This is a genomic window from Streptomyces sp. NPDC058231 (genome assembly GCF_042882275.1).
GTDB lineage: Bacteria > Actinomycetota > Actinomycetes > Streptomycetales > Streptomycetaceae > Streptomyces.
This window is the reverse complement of the sequence record NZ_JBHVWN010000056.1, coordinates 1-15,212: the sequence shown is the minus strand read 5'-3', so window position 1 is coordinate 15,212 and position 15,212 is coordinate 1. Positions and strand designations below refer to the sequence as shown.

Below are 15,212 nucleotides of genomic sequence, written 5' to 3'. Positions count from 1 at the left end.
TACAGCAAAACTGAGCAGCATTGCTGTACAGTTTGTGATGTCGGGCTCAGCGCCAGCGTTGTCGCAGCCGGGGCCACGGCACACGACCACGGGAAGGAACTCCGATGTCCGCAAAGACAGTCGGAACCGTCAACGCCGCCATCGAGACCGTCACCGCCCGCCGCATCATCGACAGTCGGGGCAACCCCACGGTCGAGGTCGACGTCGTCCTGGCGGACGGGTCCCTGGGGCGCGCGGCTGTCCCCTCCGGCGCCTCCACCGGTGCCCGGGAGGCCGTGGAACTGCGCGACGGAGACTCCACGCGCTGGCACGGCAAGGGAGTCGACCGCGCGGTGGCCCACGTCAACGGGGAGATCGCGGCCTCCGTGCGCGGCCGGGACGCGGCCGACCAGGCGGCTCTCGACGCCGCGCTCGTCGCCCTCGACGGCACCGCCACGAAGTCTCGGCTCGGCGCCAACGCGATCCTCGGCGTCTCCCTCGCCGTAGCCAAGGCAACCGCGGCGGCCCACCGCCAGCCTCTCTACCGCTACCTCGGCGGCGCCGACGCCCACCTCCTGCCGCTACCGATGATGAACATCGTCAACGGCGGCGCCCACGCCGACAATCCGCTGGATTTCCAGGAGTTCATGATCGCGCCGGTGGGCGCGGACACCTTCGCCGAAGCTGTCCGCATGGGCAGCGAGGTCTTCCACACCCTGCGCCGCGATCTGCTGGCTGCCGGGCACTCCACGGGCGTCGGCGACGAGGGTGGCTTCGCGCCCGCGCTGCGTACCGCTGAGGAGGCACTCGACTTCGTGATGGCCGCCATCGAGCGCACCGGCTACCGCCCCGGCGCGGACATCGGCCTGGTCATGGACCCTGCGACGTCGGAGTTCTACCGCGACGGGGTGTACGACTATGCGGGCGAGGGGGTGCGCCGCACCCCCTCCGAGCACGCCGACTACCTGGCCGAGCTCATCGACACCTACCCGGTCGTCTCCATCGAGGACCCGATGGCGGAGAACGACCTCGACGGCTGGCGCGAGCTGACCGCCCGCGTCGGCGACCGCTGTCAGCTCACCGGCGACGACGTGTTCTGCACCAACGAGACACTGCTGCGCGAGGGCATCCGCACCGGCGTCGGCAACTCGGTCCTGGTCAAGGTCAATCAGATCGGCACCCTGACCGAGGCGCTGGCCGCGGTGGCCACGGCCCACCAGGCGGGCTGGACGGCTGTCATGTCGCACCGCTCGGGCGAGACGGAGGACACCACCATCGCGGATCTGGCTGTGGCGACCGGCTGCGGTCAGATCAAGACCGGTTCGCTCTCCCGCTCCGACCGCACGGCGAAGTACAACCAACTCATCCGGATCGAAGAGGAGTTGGGCGACTCGGCGCGCTTCGCGGGCCGCTCCGCACTGCGTCGGGGGTAAACAGCAGGCGGAGGAGACCGCGCGGGCCCCTCGATCACGATCGGGGGCCCGCGCGCCGGGAGTATGCAGTCGTAGACCTGTCCGCTGGCCGAGCGCCTGGTCCGCACCGCGCATACCGCTCGCATCGGTCGTCCATCCCCCGCGACCTGGGAGATCACCACCGGAACGCCTTCTGGTGCGGAGGTCCGTTTTCGGTGCTGCCGATTCATGCTCGACAGCACCGAAGAGCTCAGGTCAGCCCTGGACCTCAGCCGAGGCGTCGAATGTGATCCAGGTATCGGCTGGCAGGTCCGGGCGACCCGGTACCGGCCTGCGTTCCTCGGTCCATCTTCGAGTTCTGGTCCTTCGATGTCACGTTCGTCGGGAGCTGCACCAGCCGGATCTCCCGGCCCTGCCACCGCCGCCGCAGCCACCGGTCATGGCTGGCGACCACGATCGCACCGGGTCCGGTGCCCAGTGCCTCCTCCAGCTCGTCGCACAGGCGCGGTGAGAGGTGGTTCGTGGGCTCGTCGAGCAGCAACAGTTGTGGCGGACGCGCCACCAGGAGGGCCAGCGCGAGACGCCGGCGCTGTCCCACGGACAGCTGCCCGACCGGCTTGTCCAGGTCCGCCTCGTGCATCAGGCCGAGCGAGCCGAGCGGCACCTTCTCGGCCCGCGTCGAACCCACCGACAGCTCGTAGGTGTCCCGGACCGTGCGTCCGGGCCGTTCGAAGACGGTGTCCTGGGTGAGCAGCCCCACCGTCAGCCGGTGCCTCCTTCGCACTTCGCCGTCGGCGGCGAGACGTCCGGCGAGCACAGCGAGCAGCGTCGACTTGCCCGCCCCGTTGCCGCCGGTGACCAGCAGGCGGTCGGCTGCCGTCACCTCCAGACCGTCCAGCGCGAACCGGCCGGGTACTCGAACGCCCCGCAGGGACACCAGCGGTTGCGGGCTCTCCTCCGCCTGTGCGGCCAGATCCCCGGCTGCGAACCGCAGCGGCCGAGACGGTTCGGCGACCCGGGTGCGCTCCAGATCCTCGAGCCGCCGGGTGGCGTTGCGCACTCGGCGGGAGATCTGGTTCTGCACCCGGCCCGCCCGGTGGCCGTACCCCATCTTCTCGTTGTCGCGCCGCTCCCTGTCCGGAGCGAGCCGGTGTGCGGTCACCCCCGCCGAGTGCCGCAGCCCTGCGAGTTCCTCCTGCTCCTCGGCGTACCGCTGCTCCCAGCGCTCCCGCTCGGCGCGCTTCTCGGACAGGTAGGCGCTGTAGTTGCCGCCGTACCGCACCGGGCCGTCCACTGCCGGGTCGAGGTCGATCAGGTCGGTGCAGACGGCGTCGAGGAACGCCCGGTCGTGACTGGCGAGCACCACGGTCCCGGGCAGGCCGCGGATCTGTTCCTCCAGGAACGCTGCGGCGTCGTCGTCGAGATGGTTGGTCGGTTCGTCCAGCAGCAGTGCCGACGGCCGCCGCACGAGCAGCGCTGCCAGGGCCAGCCGGCCGCGCTGCCCGCCGGAGAGCGAGCCGAGCGTGCGCTCGTGCCCGACCGGGCCGAGGCCCAGGCCGTCCAGCACGAGGGCGGCGCGGCGGTCGGCGTCCCAGGACTCGCGGTCCTGGGCCTGCTCCAGCCGCCTGCCGTAGGCGTCGAGGAGTTCCCGGTGGCCGCGGTGGTCCTCCGGGAGTCGGGCCAGCTCCTCGCCGAGCCGGTCGAGCTCCGCGAGGTCCTCGCGGGCCTCGCGGAGCGCTTCGTCCAGCACCGAGGCCAGGGACGAGGCTGCGTCGAACGGCATCTCCTGGTGGAGGAAACCGAGGTCGCCGGGGCGGGTGACGCTTCCGGCGTCGGGTTCGTCCACGCCTGCGAGCACCCGCAGCAGGGTGGACTTGCCGACGCCGTTCTCCCCGATCAGACCGATGCGATGGCCGGCGGAGGCGGTCAGGCTGATGCCGTCGAGAACGCGTCGGCCGCCCAGGGAGCGGACGACGTCGTGGGCGAGCAGAGCGGGCTGGGGCATGGGTGTCCCTCGGGTGTGGTCGGTGGTCGGCCCGCCGGGCACTCGGCCTCGGACGCGGGCCACCGCACGCGCCGACGGGTCACACCGCGGGGGCTCCTGTCTCCGTGAGCACTCCGTCGGCCAGCCGCAGCCAGCGGCCGACCCCGATCGCGGCGAGGAACCGCTCGTCGTGGCTGACCACCATGAAAGCCCCCTGGTAGGAGTTGAGCGCGCCCTCCAGCTGGCCCGCGCTGACCAGGTCGAGGTTGTTCGTCGGCTCGTCGAGCAGCAGTAGATGGGGGGCGGGATCGGCGCACAGCACGCAGGCCAGGGTGGCACGCAGCCGTTCTCCGCCGGAGAGCACGTTGACAGGCAGGTGCGCTCGCGCGCCCCGGAAGAGGAAGCGGGCGAGCAGGTTCATCCGCTCCGCCTCGGGCCGCTCGGGGGCGAACTCGGCGAAGTTCTCCGCCACCGTACGGTCCGGGTCCAGCAGGTCCAGGCGCTGCGAGAGATAGGCGATCCGGCCGTCGTTGCGCTTGATCTCCCCGCAGTCCGGGGCGAGGTCGCCCGTGATGAGACGCATCAGGGTGGTCTTGCCTGCGCCGTTGGGGCCGGTCAGTGCGATGCGCTCCGGACCCCGGACGGTCAGGTCGACACCGCTCGGAGCGAACACGGTCTTGTCCCCGAGACGTGCCTGCATCCCCTCGCCGAGGAAGAGATTGCGCCCGGCGGGTACCTGGGTGTCGGGCAGTTCCAGGGTGAGGCGCTGTTCCTCGCGCAGCGCCCGCCCGGCCTCGTCCAGGCGGGACTTGGCCTCGCTGACCCGGGAGGCGTGCATCTGCCCGGACCTGCCCGCGGACTCCTGGGCGCCCCGCTTCATGTTGCCGGCGAAGATGCGCGGCAGGCCGGCGTTCTTGAGGTTGCGGGCGGCGTTGCTCGCGCGGCGCTCGGCGCGTTCGCGGGCCTGCTGCAACTCCCGCTTCTCCCGCTTGAGTTCCTGCTCGGCGTTGCGGACGTTCTTCTCGGCGACCTCCTGCTCGGCGCGGACGGCATCCTCGTACTCCGTGAAATTCCCGCCGTACAGGCGCAGTTCGTCGCTGCCGAGTTCGGCGATGCGTTCCATACGGTCGAGCAGCGCGCGGTCGTGGCTGACCAGAAGCAGACAGCCGTTGAAGTCCGACAGCACGTCGTACAGCTTGTGTCGGGCCTCCAGGTCGAGGTTGTTGGTGGGCTCGTCGAGCAGGAGCACGTCGGGGCGCTTGAGCAGCTGGGCGGCGAGGCCGAGCGACACGACCTGGCCGCCGCTGAGCGTGCTGAGGCTGCGGTCCAGTGTGAGGTCGGCGAGTCCCAGACGGTCGAGTTGGGCGCGGGTGCGCTCCTCCACGTCCCAGTCGTCGCCGATGACGGTGAAGTGCTCTTCGCCTACGTCCCCGGACTCCACGGCGTCCAGGGCGCGGATCACCTCGGCGACACCGAGTACCTCGGCGACCGTGAGGTTCCCGGTCAGGGGAAGGTTCTGCGGGAGGTAGCCGATGGTGCCCGTGGCGGACACCGCGCCGGTGGCGGGCTTCAGTTCACCGGCGATCAGTTTGAGCAGGGTGCTCTTGCCGGAGCCGTTGGGGGCGACCAGGCCGGTACGGCCGGGGGGCACGCTGAAGGACAGGTCGTGGAAGACAGGGGTGTCGTCGGGCCAGGAGAAGGAGAGGTTCGAGCAGACGATGGCGGCGTCGGACATGGAAGTGACCTCGAAGGTACTGAGGGCAGAACTACGGATCGCTGCCCTGGGCAGACATGGGAAAGGGGTGCGACAGAACGGACCACGGCGGCAGCGCTCGTGCGTGCGGGCCGGTGGCCGTCAGATCCGGATCTCATCCGGAGATGTCGTCTTCACCCACCATGTCTGTGACTCCTCGATAGACGATCTACGTCACCAGCATCTTAGCAGCTCACCTATGCCCGTCGCGGTGACTGCGACGCGGCGAACGCTCAGTTCCCTCGCAGGCGTGTGTCGCCGGCGCGTCGTCGGCAGTCGAAGAACCCCATGTCACGTCGCCAGTTGAAAGGGTGACGGTGGTGGCTTGGCGGCGTACACACGTGTGCATCAGCCCGGCCGGTGCCTCGTTTCCCGCGCGACCACATACCTCCGGGGTCGTGATCACTGCGAAGGAGCACACCGACCACGGCAGGCCGGCCGAAGCCGAGGGCCGGGGGCGCATCGGTGGGACGACGGGCGGTGCTGGGCATGCTCGGCGCCGGCGCCGCGAGGCTCCGGAGCATCCGCACCGGATCCGTGGCAGGGAGTGGAGTCGGCGAGCGGCCGCGCTCACGAAGCTCTTCGGGTGGGGGAAGGGTTTCCCACTGCCGGTGGGCGTATCGGAACCTGGGAGCACTACGCCCCCGGCGACCGCACTCGATGGCCATCGACGCCGTCACCGGCCTCAGCTCGTCAACGCCCGGAGGTGGCAGCAACCGATTCGATGACACCGCGCCAGGTCCTGCGATAGCCCTCGCGAAGAGGGCCGCCGACCAGGTCGAGGATCTCTGATGCCGCGTCCATCATGGGCCCCGCGTCTCCCGACTTGCACAGGTGCAGATGCGCTTCGAGCAGGGCGGCCCCAAGCTCTGCGTCCGCCTCCAGAAGCCGCCGCGGCAACCATTTCCCGCCGCCGATCCACGCACGCTGGTAGTCGCAGACCAGATCGGCCGCAGCGTTCAGAACGAACCCCGCCACCGCAAGACGCTCGATGTGGTCGTCCGCATCGGCGAGATCGTCCAGAGCGTCCGTCAGCCCGTACCTCCTTGTCTCGACCGTGTCCGGTGCCAGCGACGGCGGACCCGCGCAGAGGTCCGCCTCGGCCAGGGCGCGGGCGCGTCCGGCCTCACCATTCGTGTCGACCAGGACGAGACCGGTGGCATACATGCTCTGCAGGACCGCGCGACGTGCAGCTACGTCCGCAGCGAAGAGCTCCACGAGACCGGCACGTGTGTGGATGAAGAGCTCCACGACACGTCCCTCGAACCGGATCGTCTCCCGGCAGGTCTCGCCACCGTCCCCGATGAGCACCGCGATGTCCAGGTCACTGCTGGCAGTGACTCGCCCCGCAGCCGACGACCCGGCAAGGATCACGGCGAGCGCATCGGGGAAACGGTCACACACGAGACGTCGAGCCTGGTCAACGGGGTCCGGGGTCATGCCGGTCAGGGTTTCAGGAACCTTGACCAACCGCGACTGGGTTTTCCGTTCCCACGTGGAGTTCTGGGAGGCGTGCTCATGGTCCGTGCCGCCCGGCCCAGCCCCGATGACGGACAGGTGGCCGGCGTGCTCGGATCCGGGAAGGAACCTGGACTCGAGTCGGTCCGTCTCCTGCGGGGACGGCACGGCGTGGTGGTGTCCACACCGATCACGCCGCCCGGCCTGGCGTCGTTCTTGATGAGCGGACGCAGGCTTCGACGGGCTCGGCGGGAGACAGGAGGTAAGGGGTAGGAATTCCCGACCTTCAGGGTGCGGAGTGTGGACGTCACGGCATGAGAGCGCACACGCCGCCGACGACGAAGACGCATCCGACCATCGCGAGCACCGCTCCCAGCCCGCGCTGAACGGACGGGTGCGTCGGGGGAGGCGTCACTCGGCGAAGCCGCGGCGGCAGACCCTGCCGCTCCCGAACCTGACGGTGGTACAGGCGGGTGGCCACCGCCCGGAAGTCGGCGGCCCACAGGGAGCCGATGCCCAGGGCCAGTAGCCCGAGCAGCACGAGCGTGACCGCTTCTACGGGGTGCCGGGGTACATCCGGAGGCCGGTGTCCGCCCGCCATGACCGCGACGGGGTGGTCGTACGCGTCGGAGAGCAGCGCAAGCTCGCAGAATGACGTCAAGTGGATCGCTCGCCCTTCCCGTCATCAGCCGATCAGTGCGGTGGAGACCAAGCCACACCTGAGGAAGTCCTCATGTTCCGTGTATTGATGACGAACCATCAGCACACGCGCCTCAGCCAGCCGTGTGTGTCCTCGACCCGGCCGTACTGGATGTCGAGCACCCGTTCGCGCAGCGCCGCCGTCTGCTTACCCGGCTCACCGCCACCGATCGTGAGCGCGTACCCCTCGCCCTTGATCCCGGCCACAGGGGTGATCACGGCCGCCGTGCCCGCCGCGAAGACCTCCGTGACCGTGCCGTCCGTGATGCCGGTGCTCAGTTCCTTGAAGGTGACGGCCCGCTCGACCGGTGTCAGGCCGAACTCGGGGGCGAGTGCCAGGACCGTGTCACGGGTGATGCCTTCGAGGATGGTGCCGAGCGCAGGGGTGATCAGCTCACCGCGGGAGGTGACCAGGAACAGGTTCATCGCCCCGGACTCCTCCACGCAGCCGTCCTCACCCGCGCTGTCCAGGTACAGGACCTGATCGCAGCCGTTCGCTTCCGCCTCGACCTGGGCGGCGAGGCTCGCACCGTAGTTGCCTCCGCATTTCGCGGCACCCGTACCGCCCCTGCCCGCGCGCGTGTAGGACCTGCTCACCCACAGGGTCACCCCGCTGGTCGCCGACGCGAAGTAGGGCTGTGCGGGGCACGCGATCACGCAGTGGACGATGCGCTCGGCGGGGCGCACTCCGAGGAAGGACTCCGCGGCGAACATGAACGGCCTGATGTACAGGCTTTCCTCGCCCGTGGTCACCGGTACCCACGGCTCGTCCGCACGGATCAGAGCCTCGATGCCGGCGAGGAAGTCGTCCTCCGGGAGCGCGGGCAGCCCCATCCGTTCCGCGGAGCGTGCGAAGCGGCGTGCGTTGCGTTCCGGACGGAAGAGCCAGACACTCCCGTCCGCGTGCCGATAGGCTTTGAGGCCCTCGAAGATCTCCTGCGCGCGTAGTGCAGTACGGCCGCACTCGGGTGCAGGGAGAACGGCTCCAGGGCGGCCACCGAGTGGTTGTGCCAGTCGGCCTCCGGCGTCCAGACGGCCGAGGCCATGTGGTCGGTGAAGTGTCTGCCGAAGCCCGGTGCGGCCAGGATGGCCGCCCGTTCGGCCTCGGGCACCGGATGCGCCGTGCGCGCCAGGGGGAAACGCTCCGACGGATGTGTGGCACTCCTCGTCAACTCCGGTCAACTCCTTCTGTGTTCATTTCATCGATGCCGTGCCAGGTCACAGGTCCGCCAGGAGCAGCGTCGGGCGCTCCACGCGGTCCGCGACGTAGCGCAGGAAGCCCCCCGCGGTGCCTCCGTCGCATACGCGGTGGTCGAACGTGAGGGAGAGCTGGGTCACCTTGCGGACGGCGAGTTGTCCGTCGACCACCCAGGGCTTGTCGGTGATGCGGCCGACGCCGAGCATGGCCGCTTCGGGGTGGTTGAGGAGCGGGGTGGAGCCGTCGACACCGAAGACACCGTAGTTGTTGAGTGTGAACGTTCCCCCGGTGAGAGACCGGGGGTGCAGGGCGCCGGAGCGTGCTTGGGCGGTCAGGCGGGCGAGTTCGGCCGCCAGTTCGGCGGTCGTCAGCCGCTGCGCGTCGCGCGCCACGGGGACGACCAGACCGGTTCCGGTCTGAGCGGCGAAGCCCAGGTGCACGTGGGAGAAGCGCACGATCTCGCCCTGTTCCTCGTCCACCGTCGAGTTCAGCTCCGGGAACCTTCCGAGTCCCACCGCACAGATGCGCGCAAGCAGCGCCAACAGGCTTATGTCGCGGCCGGGTTCCGTGGAGCGGAGCGCCTCCCGTGCCTGCAGCAGCCCGGTCGCGTCCACATCCACCCATGTGGTGGCACTGGGGACCGCACCACTCCTGGAGAGCTTCTCGGCCGCCGTCCGCAGCCGGCCTCGCAAGGGGATGCGCCGCATGTCGTCGGACGCCGGTGCAGTGGGAGCGGGTACCGTGTCGGGCCGGGCCTCCTGTGCCACAGCCTCCCGGGACATCGCCTCCCGCGCCGCGGTGTTCCGGCTCATCGCTTGCTCGACGTCGCGGCGCAGGACGACTCCGTGCGGCCCGCTGGGCGAGAGCCGGGCGACGTCCACACCGTGCTCGCGTGCGAGCGAGCGGACCAGCGGGGAGATGACCAGGGGTAGGGCTGCCGGGCCGGCACCGTCGGCCGCCCCGGACGGGACGGCGCCACCCCGGCCGCGTCGGCGACGGCCGGCCGGCGCATGGTCCGTCCCGTAGCCGACGAGGACACGGCCGCTTCCACCGGGGGAATGCGCACCGCCACGCTCCCCAGCCGCCGGCTCCGTTCCCGTCCCGCCGCCCGCGACGGAGATCAATGGGGCCCCACCGCGACCACCGCCCCCACCTCGGCGTGCAGCTCCAGCACGGCCCCCGCGTACGGCACGGGCACTTCGACGGCCGCCTTCACCGTCTCGACCTCCACCACCACCTGGTCGATCTCCACGGTGGAACCCACACCGACCCGCCACTCGACGACCTCCGCCTCGGTGAGGCCCTCGCCGAGGTCGGGCAGAGCGAAGACCCGGCTCTCCGGCGCGGTGGTCATGCGGCCCCCCGGGTGAGGAAGCGGGTGTCCGGCTCGTCGGAGTACTGCAGTCGGTGCACCGCGTCCAGCACCCGGTCCACCCCGGGTAGATAGGCGTGCTCCAACTTGGGTGGCGGGTACGGGATGTCGAAGCCGGCGACGCGCAGCACAGGAGCGGCCAGCGAGTGGAAGCAGCGCTCCTGTACCCGCGCGACGATCTCGGCCCCGACGCCCGCGAACCCCTGCGCCTCCTGCACGACCACGCAGCGGCCGGTGCGCCGCACCGACGCGGTCACCGTCTCGTCGTCGAACGGTACGAGCGTGCGCAGGTCCACGACCTCCAGGTCGAGTCCCTCCCGCGCCGCCTCGGCCGCCGCCTCCAGGGCGATCGGGACCGAGGGGCCGTAGGCGACCAGCGTGGCGTCGCGCCCCGCGCGCCGCACCACCGCACGGCCGAACTCCGCCGCGTCCCGCCGCTCAGGATCGGCGTCCGCCCTGGACCAGTACAGCTTCTTGGGCTCCAGGAACACGACCGGGTCCGGATCCCGGACCGCATCCCGCAGCAGCCAGTAGGCGTCCTCGACGGTCGCCGGGGTGACGACCTTCAGCCCCGGGGTGTGGGCGTAGTACGCCTCGCTGGAGTCGCTGTGGTGCTCGACTCCGCCGATCCCGCCACCGTAGGCCGATGGATCCTGCGTCAGCTCCCCAGACGTATCAACAGGGCTCTGGACGTCGGATCAGGTAGCGGCGACCTCGCCAGACTCCTGGCCTCACAGGCCGGAGCAGTGCACGGTATCGACGTCGATCCCACGATCGTCGATCGCGCGCGGGAGCTCACAGACCCCGCCGCCCCGGTGACCTTCGCTGTCGGAGACGCATTGAAGGAGGTGCCGTCTGGCCTCTACGACGTCATCACATGTGTCGCCGCCATCCACCACATGCCGTTCAGCGACGCCCTCACCTGTTTCCGCCAGCACCTGGCGCCCGGTGGAACCCTGGTCGTCGTCGGCGTCTATCGCCCGCAGTCTCGGAGCGACTACCTGATCGACGCCGTGGCCATTCCGGCGAACATCGCCATGGCCTGGATCAAGAACAAGGGCCGCAAGGCGCCGCGACCAGCCTCAATGACCGCCCCGATCCGACCGGCGACTATGACCTTTGCAGACATCGTTCGCGACGCCCACCAGGCGCTACCCGGTGCACGACTGCACCGACGACAGTTTTGGCGCTACACGCTGGTCTGGCACCGGCACTAGACGATCGATTCCAAGGGGTTCAGTGGTCGCAAGCGGTCAGCGAGCGTAGGACGGACTGACCGCGTGCGGATCAGGCGTTGGACCACGCGCGCGTGCAGAGCACGAGCCGGTATCCGTCCGGGTCCTCGACGGTGATGCCCCACGCGTTCCAGTACGGGTTGGGGGACAGGACGCGCTTGCCGCCGTGTGCCTCGAGGCGGGTTACCAGTTCCTCGGGTACCTGCTCGTCGAGATAGATCACGAGCAGGTCCTCCGCGGTGGGCTGCGGTTCGACGAGCCCGGCCACCTCGTGGACGAGTTCGAGATGCCAGGAGGCGTCGGGCCAGCCGACCATCAGCAGGTCGTGCTCTCCGGGCGCGTCGCTGCCCTCGGCCCGGTACAGCACGCTCAGCCCGAGACCCCGGATCCAGAATTCCTCCGCCGCAACGAGGTCGCGCGACGGGCGGGCGACGCGGATGTGGCTCTGACCGTTGGCGGGCATGGGCTTCCCCTTCGTAATGGCACGTTTGGTGGCGTGCCAATGGTCACGGCATCTTCCGTGGCGGACCGTTTCGGTCAGCGTAGGTACGAGGCGTTCTTGCAGCATCGGTCGCGGGCCCATGCCATTCGGCCCGGAGCCCCTACGACCGTGGACTTAGGTCATCGATTCCAAGGGATCGGCTGCGCGTATGGGACGAGGGCATCCAACGTCAGTGTGTGAAAACAGAGTTGGACCTGAGGCTCAAGAACTCTCACGGGTTTCGGTGTTCATCGGTGTGCCCGGAAGAACTCGGTGACGTCGTGCGCGAGGAGCTCGGGTTCCTCGTGGGCGGCGAAGTGTCCGCCACGGGGCATGCGGACGTACCTCGTGATGTTGTACGTGCGCTCGGCCCAGCTGCGGGGCGGCTGGGTGAGGTCGGCCGGGAACAGGGCGAGGGCCGTGGGCACGTTTACCCGCTCCACCCGCCTCGTCAGCCGCTGGGCGTATTCGTAGTAGGGCCGGAAGGAGGTCGAGATGGTGTGGGTGAACCAGTAGAGCGACGCCTGCGTGAGGAGGAAGTCGTCGCTGAACCGGGACGACAGGTCACCACCGCAATCGCTCCATGCACGGTATTTCTCGACGATCCAGGCAAGCAGCCCGGTCGGCGAGTCGGCCAGACCATAGCTCAGCGTGAGAGGGCGGGTGCTCTGTTCGTGCAGGTACCCGCCTTCTTCCGCGGACCACCCAGCGACGGAATCGAGGTACTCCTGCTCCTCTGGGGTGACACCGGCCGCGTCGTAGGCGACCGGACTGGCGATCGCCATCAGATGGATGCCAACCACGGCCTCGGGGTGAGCCTCGCCGAGCCGGGAGGTGATGCCGGCGCCCAGGTCGCCCCCGTGCGCGGCGTAGCGGGCGAAGCCGAGTTCGTCGTGCATGAGCCGGTGCCAGATCTCATGTGTCTGCGGCTGCTTCGCGAGCGAGGGCCGCTGAGGTGAGAAGGCGAATCCGGGCAGCGAGGGGACGATGACGGTGAACGCGTCGGCGGCGTCACCCCCGTACCGTGAAGGCGTGGCCAGCCGGCGGGCGAGGGCGGTCAGTTCGAGGAAGGAACTGGGCCACCCGTTGGTCAGGACGATCGGTAGGGAGCCGGGGTGTTCGCCGTCGAAGCGCAGGTAGTGGACGGGGGTTCCGTCGAGGTCTGCCAGGTGAGACGGCAGGGCGTTGATGGTGGCTTCGTGGGTACGCCAGTCGTAGTCGGAGGCCCAGTAGGTGACGAGGCGTCGTAGTTCGCCGGAGTCGGTGCCGGTCTCCCAGCCGGTGGCGGGCCAGGGGGTCGGCCAGCGTGTGTTGAGCAGCCGTGAGCGCAGCTCGTTCAGCTCGGCCTCGGGGACGGCGATCACGGGCGCGTAGCGGGTCATAGGAGTCTCCAAGGTTCCGTTCTCGCATGACAGCGGTGCGTGCCTGGGCCCGTCTTGGCTGCGTGATTGACCGTGGTTCCCCGCCCTGTCAGGCACGGATCGATCGGTCAGGTGCACCTTCTGTTCCGTGCCCAGCGAAATCGGTCGGCGACAGTCATGCCGGTAACTCCGCGGGCGGAGGGACGCTGCCGGAGGGGGCGGTTGCTGGGGGGAGGGCAGGTAGTGCACGGCAGTACGGAATAGGCAGGGAGCGAATCCGCTTTAGAACGATTTGCGGTGTATCATAGAAGCAAGGACGCACACTCTCACGTGTGGCGCCCTGGAAGGGCCGGCTCCGGTGGCGAGACCAACGGGGCCGCTTCCATGTCCGCATCAACTCGATGATGCGGGGGTGATGCCCACGCTTATGAGGATCTGCTCCGCTGGCGTGCAATTTCCTTCCTGAACGGGCGGAGTGCGGTAGCCCTGCGGATACGAGCGGATACGAGCTACCCCCGACGAATCGAACGACATGCCGGAACCTCTCGTTCACCACACCTGGATGGAACACCGCTCGTGTCCTCCGTGACCGGCGGTCCGCTACCCCCACTGTGTTCGCCTCTACCGTCGCCTGGCCGCCGCCCTGGTTACACCCCTGCTCATGTCTCCGACCGCGCACGCGACTCGCCGGAAACCATCGGTTGATGAACAGCTGAGGGGTAAGCACCAATGGCGCTTCCCCCTCAGCCGCCTACCTGGTGCGGGAGCCTCGGGGTTGCCCAGCCTCGCTCATAGCTCCGAGTGAACCGCGGACCGCCGACGACATGGGCCGACACGCCGCGCTTGGCGTAATGAGCCGATCAGGCGGGCGTATCCGGTCACGTTGTGCGGAGGCGGTGACCGCGGCGGTGGCAGGAAGGAGATGCATACCGGCCATGGGCGAGGAGGACGTGGATCGGTCGGAGGGCTTTGGTGAGCGGCTGCTCGGTCTGCTGCTGGACAAGGCGCGGCTCCTGCCGCCACAACTGATCGCCCCGCTGGTCGCGGAAGGGGTGGCCAGAATCGGAGGACGTGACGTCTCCATCCTGCTCCAGGACTACGCACAGGAGCTGCTGGTGCCGCTGCCGAGCAGGAAACTGCACGTCAGCCAGCCCGAGTCCATCATTGATTCCCCCGCCGGCCGGGCGTTCCTGCGCGGGGGCGTCGTCGAGGTACCGCAGAGCCCGTCGGGCGTCCGGATGTACCTGCCGCTGCTGGACGGCAGCGACACGGTGGGCGTGATGGCCCTCACCCTGGACGCCGTCGGCGGCGACGACCGGCGGCTGCTGAGTCGGCTCTCCAGCCTGGTCGCCGACCTGCTGGTCACCAAGAACGCCTACACCGACCAGTTCGTCCAGGCCCGGCGCCGTGAGCCGATGAGCGTGTCCGCGGAGATCCAGTGGAGCCTGTTGCCGCCGACATCGATGTCCGTGCCGCAGGTCGAGGTGGCCGGCATCCTGGAGCCCGCCTACCGCATCGCCGGCGACAGCTTCGACTACGCCCTCAATGACAACATTCTGCACGCGGCCGTGATCGACGCGATGGGCCACGGCCTGGACGCTGCCACGATGGCGACCGTGGCCATCGGCGCCTACCGGCATGCCCGGCGCGTGTGCATCAGCCTGGCCGAGAAGTACGCGATCATGGACGATGCCATCTCGCGGCAGTTCGGACCCGACCATTTCGTCACGGCGCAGCTGATGCATGTGAACATCGCCACCGGTGAGATGCAGCTGGTCAACGCCGGTCACCCCGCGCCGCTGCTGATCCGCGACGGCCGGGTCGTGCAGCAGCTGGAGAGCGCGACGACGCTGCCCGTCGGCTTCGGCGGTGAGGAGCCCCGGATCAGAGAGCACGCGCTCCGGCAAGGCGACCGGGTGCTGTGCTACACCGACGGCATCATCGAGGAACATGTCGACGGCGGGGAGCAGTTCGGCGAGAGACGCCTCATCCGCTGCGTGAACCACCTGGGGGAGGAGCCGGCGCAGGGGCTGCGCGCGGATCTGTGCCGGCTATCCCACACGCTGAAGAGGGAACGGAACGGGCGCACCAGCGACGACGCCACCCTCTTCATGATCGAGTGGCGCGGAGGCGCCGCCGACCACCTCGCGATCGTTGACTGAGCGCCCACACGGCAGGATGGCTTAGACCGACCGGCAAATGGTGGCGCTGCCTGACGGCCGGTCACTCTGGGCATGAGTACAGGCACGGGCCTGAGTGATCATGGAGTTCTCTACGCTC

General features: G+C 69.4%; 9 protein-coding genes and 3 pseudogenes. 3 read left to right on the top strand and 9 right to left on the bottom strand.

The window, feature by feature from the left end:
• The first annotated feature begins 104 nt into the window (after positions 1-104).
• Complete coding sequence (gene eno / locus ACFVXE_RS28880) at positions 105-1,412, top strand: phosphopyruvate hydratase (RefSeq protein WP_389675510.1); 1,308 nt, start codon at positions 105-107, stop codon at positions 1,410-1,412.
• A gap of 247 nt (positions 1,413-1,659) precedes the next feature.
• Here the strand turns inward: eno and ACFVXE_RS28875 are convergent, their stop codons facing one another.
• The 7 genes and pseudogenes from ACFVXE_RS28875 to ACFVXE_RS28845 form a co-directional block, all read right to left on the bottom strand.
• Positions 1,660-3,396 carry an ABC-F family ATP-binding cassette domain-containing protein gene (locus tag ACFVXE_RS28875; protein WP_389675508.1) on the bottom strand — a complete coding sequence of 579 codons (1,737 nt, stop codon included), beginning with the start codon at positions 3,394-3,396 and terminating at the stop codon, positions 1,660-1,662.
• Positions 3,397-3,475: 79 nt separating this feature from the next.
• Positions 3,476-5,110 carry a ribosomal protection-like ABC-F family protein gene (gene abc-f / locus ACFVXE_RS28870; RefSeq protein ID WP_389675506.1) on the bottom strand — a complete coding sequence of 545 codons (1,635 nt, stop codon included), beginning with the start codon at positions 5,108-5,110 and terminating at the stop codon, positions 3,476-3,478.
• Between the two features lie 711 nt (positions 5,111-5,821).
• Positions 5,822-6,568, bottom strand: a complete 747-nt coding sequence (locus tag ACFVXE_RS28865; RefSeq protein WP_389675505.1) for a nucleotidyltransferase domain-containing protein — start codon at positions 6,566-6,568, stop codon at positions 5,822-5,824.
• A gap of 325 nt (positions 6,569-6,893) precedes the next feature.
• Positions 6,894-7,247 (bottom strand): hypothetical protein, encoded by a 354-nt coding sequence (locus ACFVXE_RS28860; RefSeq protein WP_389675503.1) that lies wholly within the window; start codon positions 7,245-7,247, stop codon positions 6,894-6,896.
• Positions 7,248-7,345: 98 nt separating this feature from the next.
• Positions 7,346-8,331 (bottom strand): annotated as a pseudogene (locus ACFVXE_RS28855) (branched-chain amino acid aminotransferase).
• 172 nt (positions 8,332-8,503) lie between these two features.
• Positions 8,504-9,837, bottom strand: a pseudogene (locus ACFVXE_RS28850) (dihydrolipoamide acetyltransferase family protein).
• Positions 9,834-10,496 (bottom strand): annotated as a pseudogene (locus ACFVXE_RS28845) (alpha-ketoacid dehydrogenase subunit beta); the annotation flags it as partial. The pseudogenes ACFVXE_RS28850 and ACFVXE_RS28845, both read right to left, overlap by 4 nt.
• Between ACFVXE_RS28845 and ACFVXE_RS28840 the strand changes: the two are divergent.
• Positions 10,464-11,072 (top strand): class I SAM-dependent methyltransferase, encoded by a 609-nt coding sequence (locus ACFVXE_RS28840; RefSeq protein ID WP_389675501.1) that lies wholly within the window; start codon positions 10,464-10,466, stop codon positions 11,070-11,072. The pseudogene ACFVXE_RS28845 and the gene ACFVXE_RS28840 overlap by 33 nt on opposite strands.
• Before the next feature lie 70 nt (positions 11,073-11,142).
• On the opposite strand, the gene ACFVXE_RS28835 is transcribed toward ACFVXE_RS28840, so the two are convergent.
• On the bottom strand, positions 11,143-11,553 hold the full coding sequence (locus ACFVXE_RS28835; protein ID WP_389675499.1) for a VOC family protein: 411 nt from the start codon (positions 11,551-11,553) through the stop codon (positions 11,143-11,145).
• A gap of 266 nt (positions 11,554-11,819) precedes the next feature.
• A complete protein-coding gene (locus ACFVXE_RS28830; RefSeq protein ID WP_389675498.1) occupies positions 11,820-12,953 on the bottom strand; it encodes an epoxide hydrolase family protein in 1,134 nt (377 codons plus the stop codon).
• 914 nt (positions 12,954-13,867) lie between these two features.
• Here ACFVXE_RS28830 and ACFVXE_RS28825 point away from each other — a divergent pair.
• Complete coding sequence (locus tag ACFVXE_RS28825) at positions 13,868-15,094, top strand: PP2C family protein-serine/threonine phosphatase (protein WP_389675496.1); 1,227 nt, start codon at positions 13,868-13,870, stop codon at positions 15,092-15,094.
• Positions 15,095-15,212: the final 118 nt, after the last annotated feature.

What these genes read in the sequence shown, in the direction of transcription:
- ACFVXE_RS28875 (WP_389675508.1), bottom strand. Translation starts at nt 3,396, where the DNA reads ATGCCCCAGCCCGCTCTGCTCGCCCACGACGTCGTCCGCTCCCTGGGC.
- ACFVXE_RS28830 (WP_389675498.1), bottom strand. Translation starts at nt 12,953, where the DNA reads ATGACCCGCTACGCGCCCGTGATCGCCGTCCCCGAGGCCGAGCTGAAC.
- ACFVXE_RS28825 (WP_389675496.1), top strand. Translation starts at nt 13,868, where the DNA reads ATGGGCGAGGAGGACGTGGATCGGTCGGAGGGCTTTGGTGAGCGGCTG.
- ACFVXE_RS28865 (WP_389675505.1), bottom strand. Translation starts at nt 6,568, where the DNA reads ATGACCCCGGACCCCGTTGACCAGGCTCGACGTCTCGTGTGTGACCGT.
- abc-f (WP_389675506.1), bottom strand. Translation starts at nt 5,110, where the DNA reads ATGTCCGACGCCGCCATCGTCTGCTCGAACCTCTCCTTCTCCTGGCCC.
- ACFVXE_RS28835 (WP_389675499.1), bottom strand. Translation starts at nt 11,553, where the DNA reads ATGCCCGCCAACGGTCAGAGCCACATCCGCGTCGCCCGCCCGTCGCGC.
- eno (WP_389675510.1), top strand. Translation starts at nt 105, where the DNA reads ATGTCCGCAAAGACAGTCGGAACCGTCAACGCCGCCATCGAGACCGTC.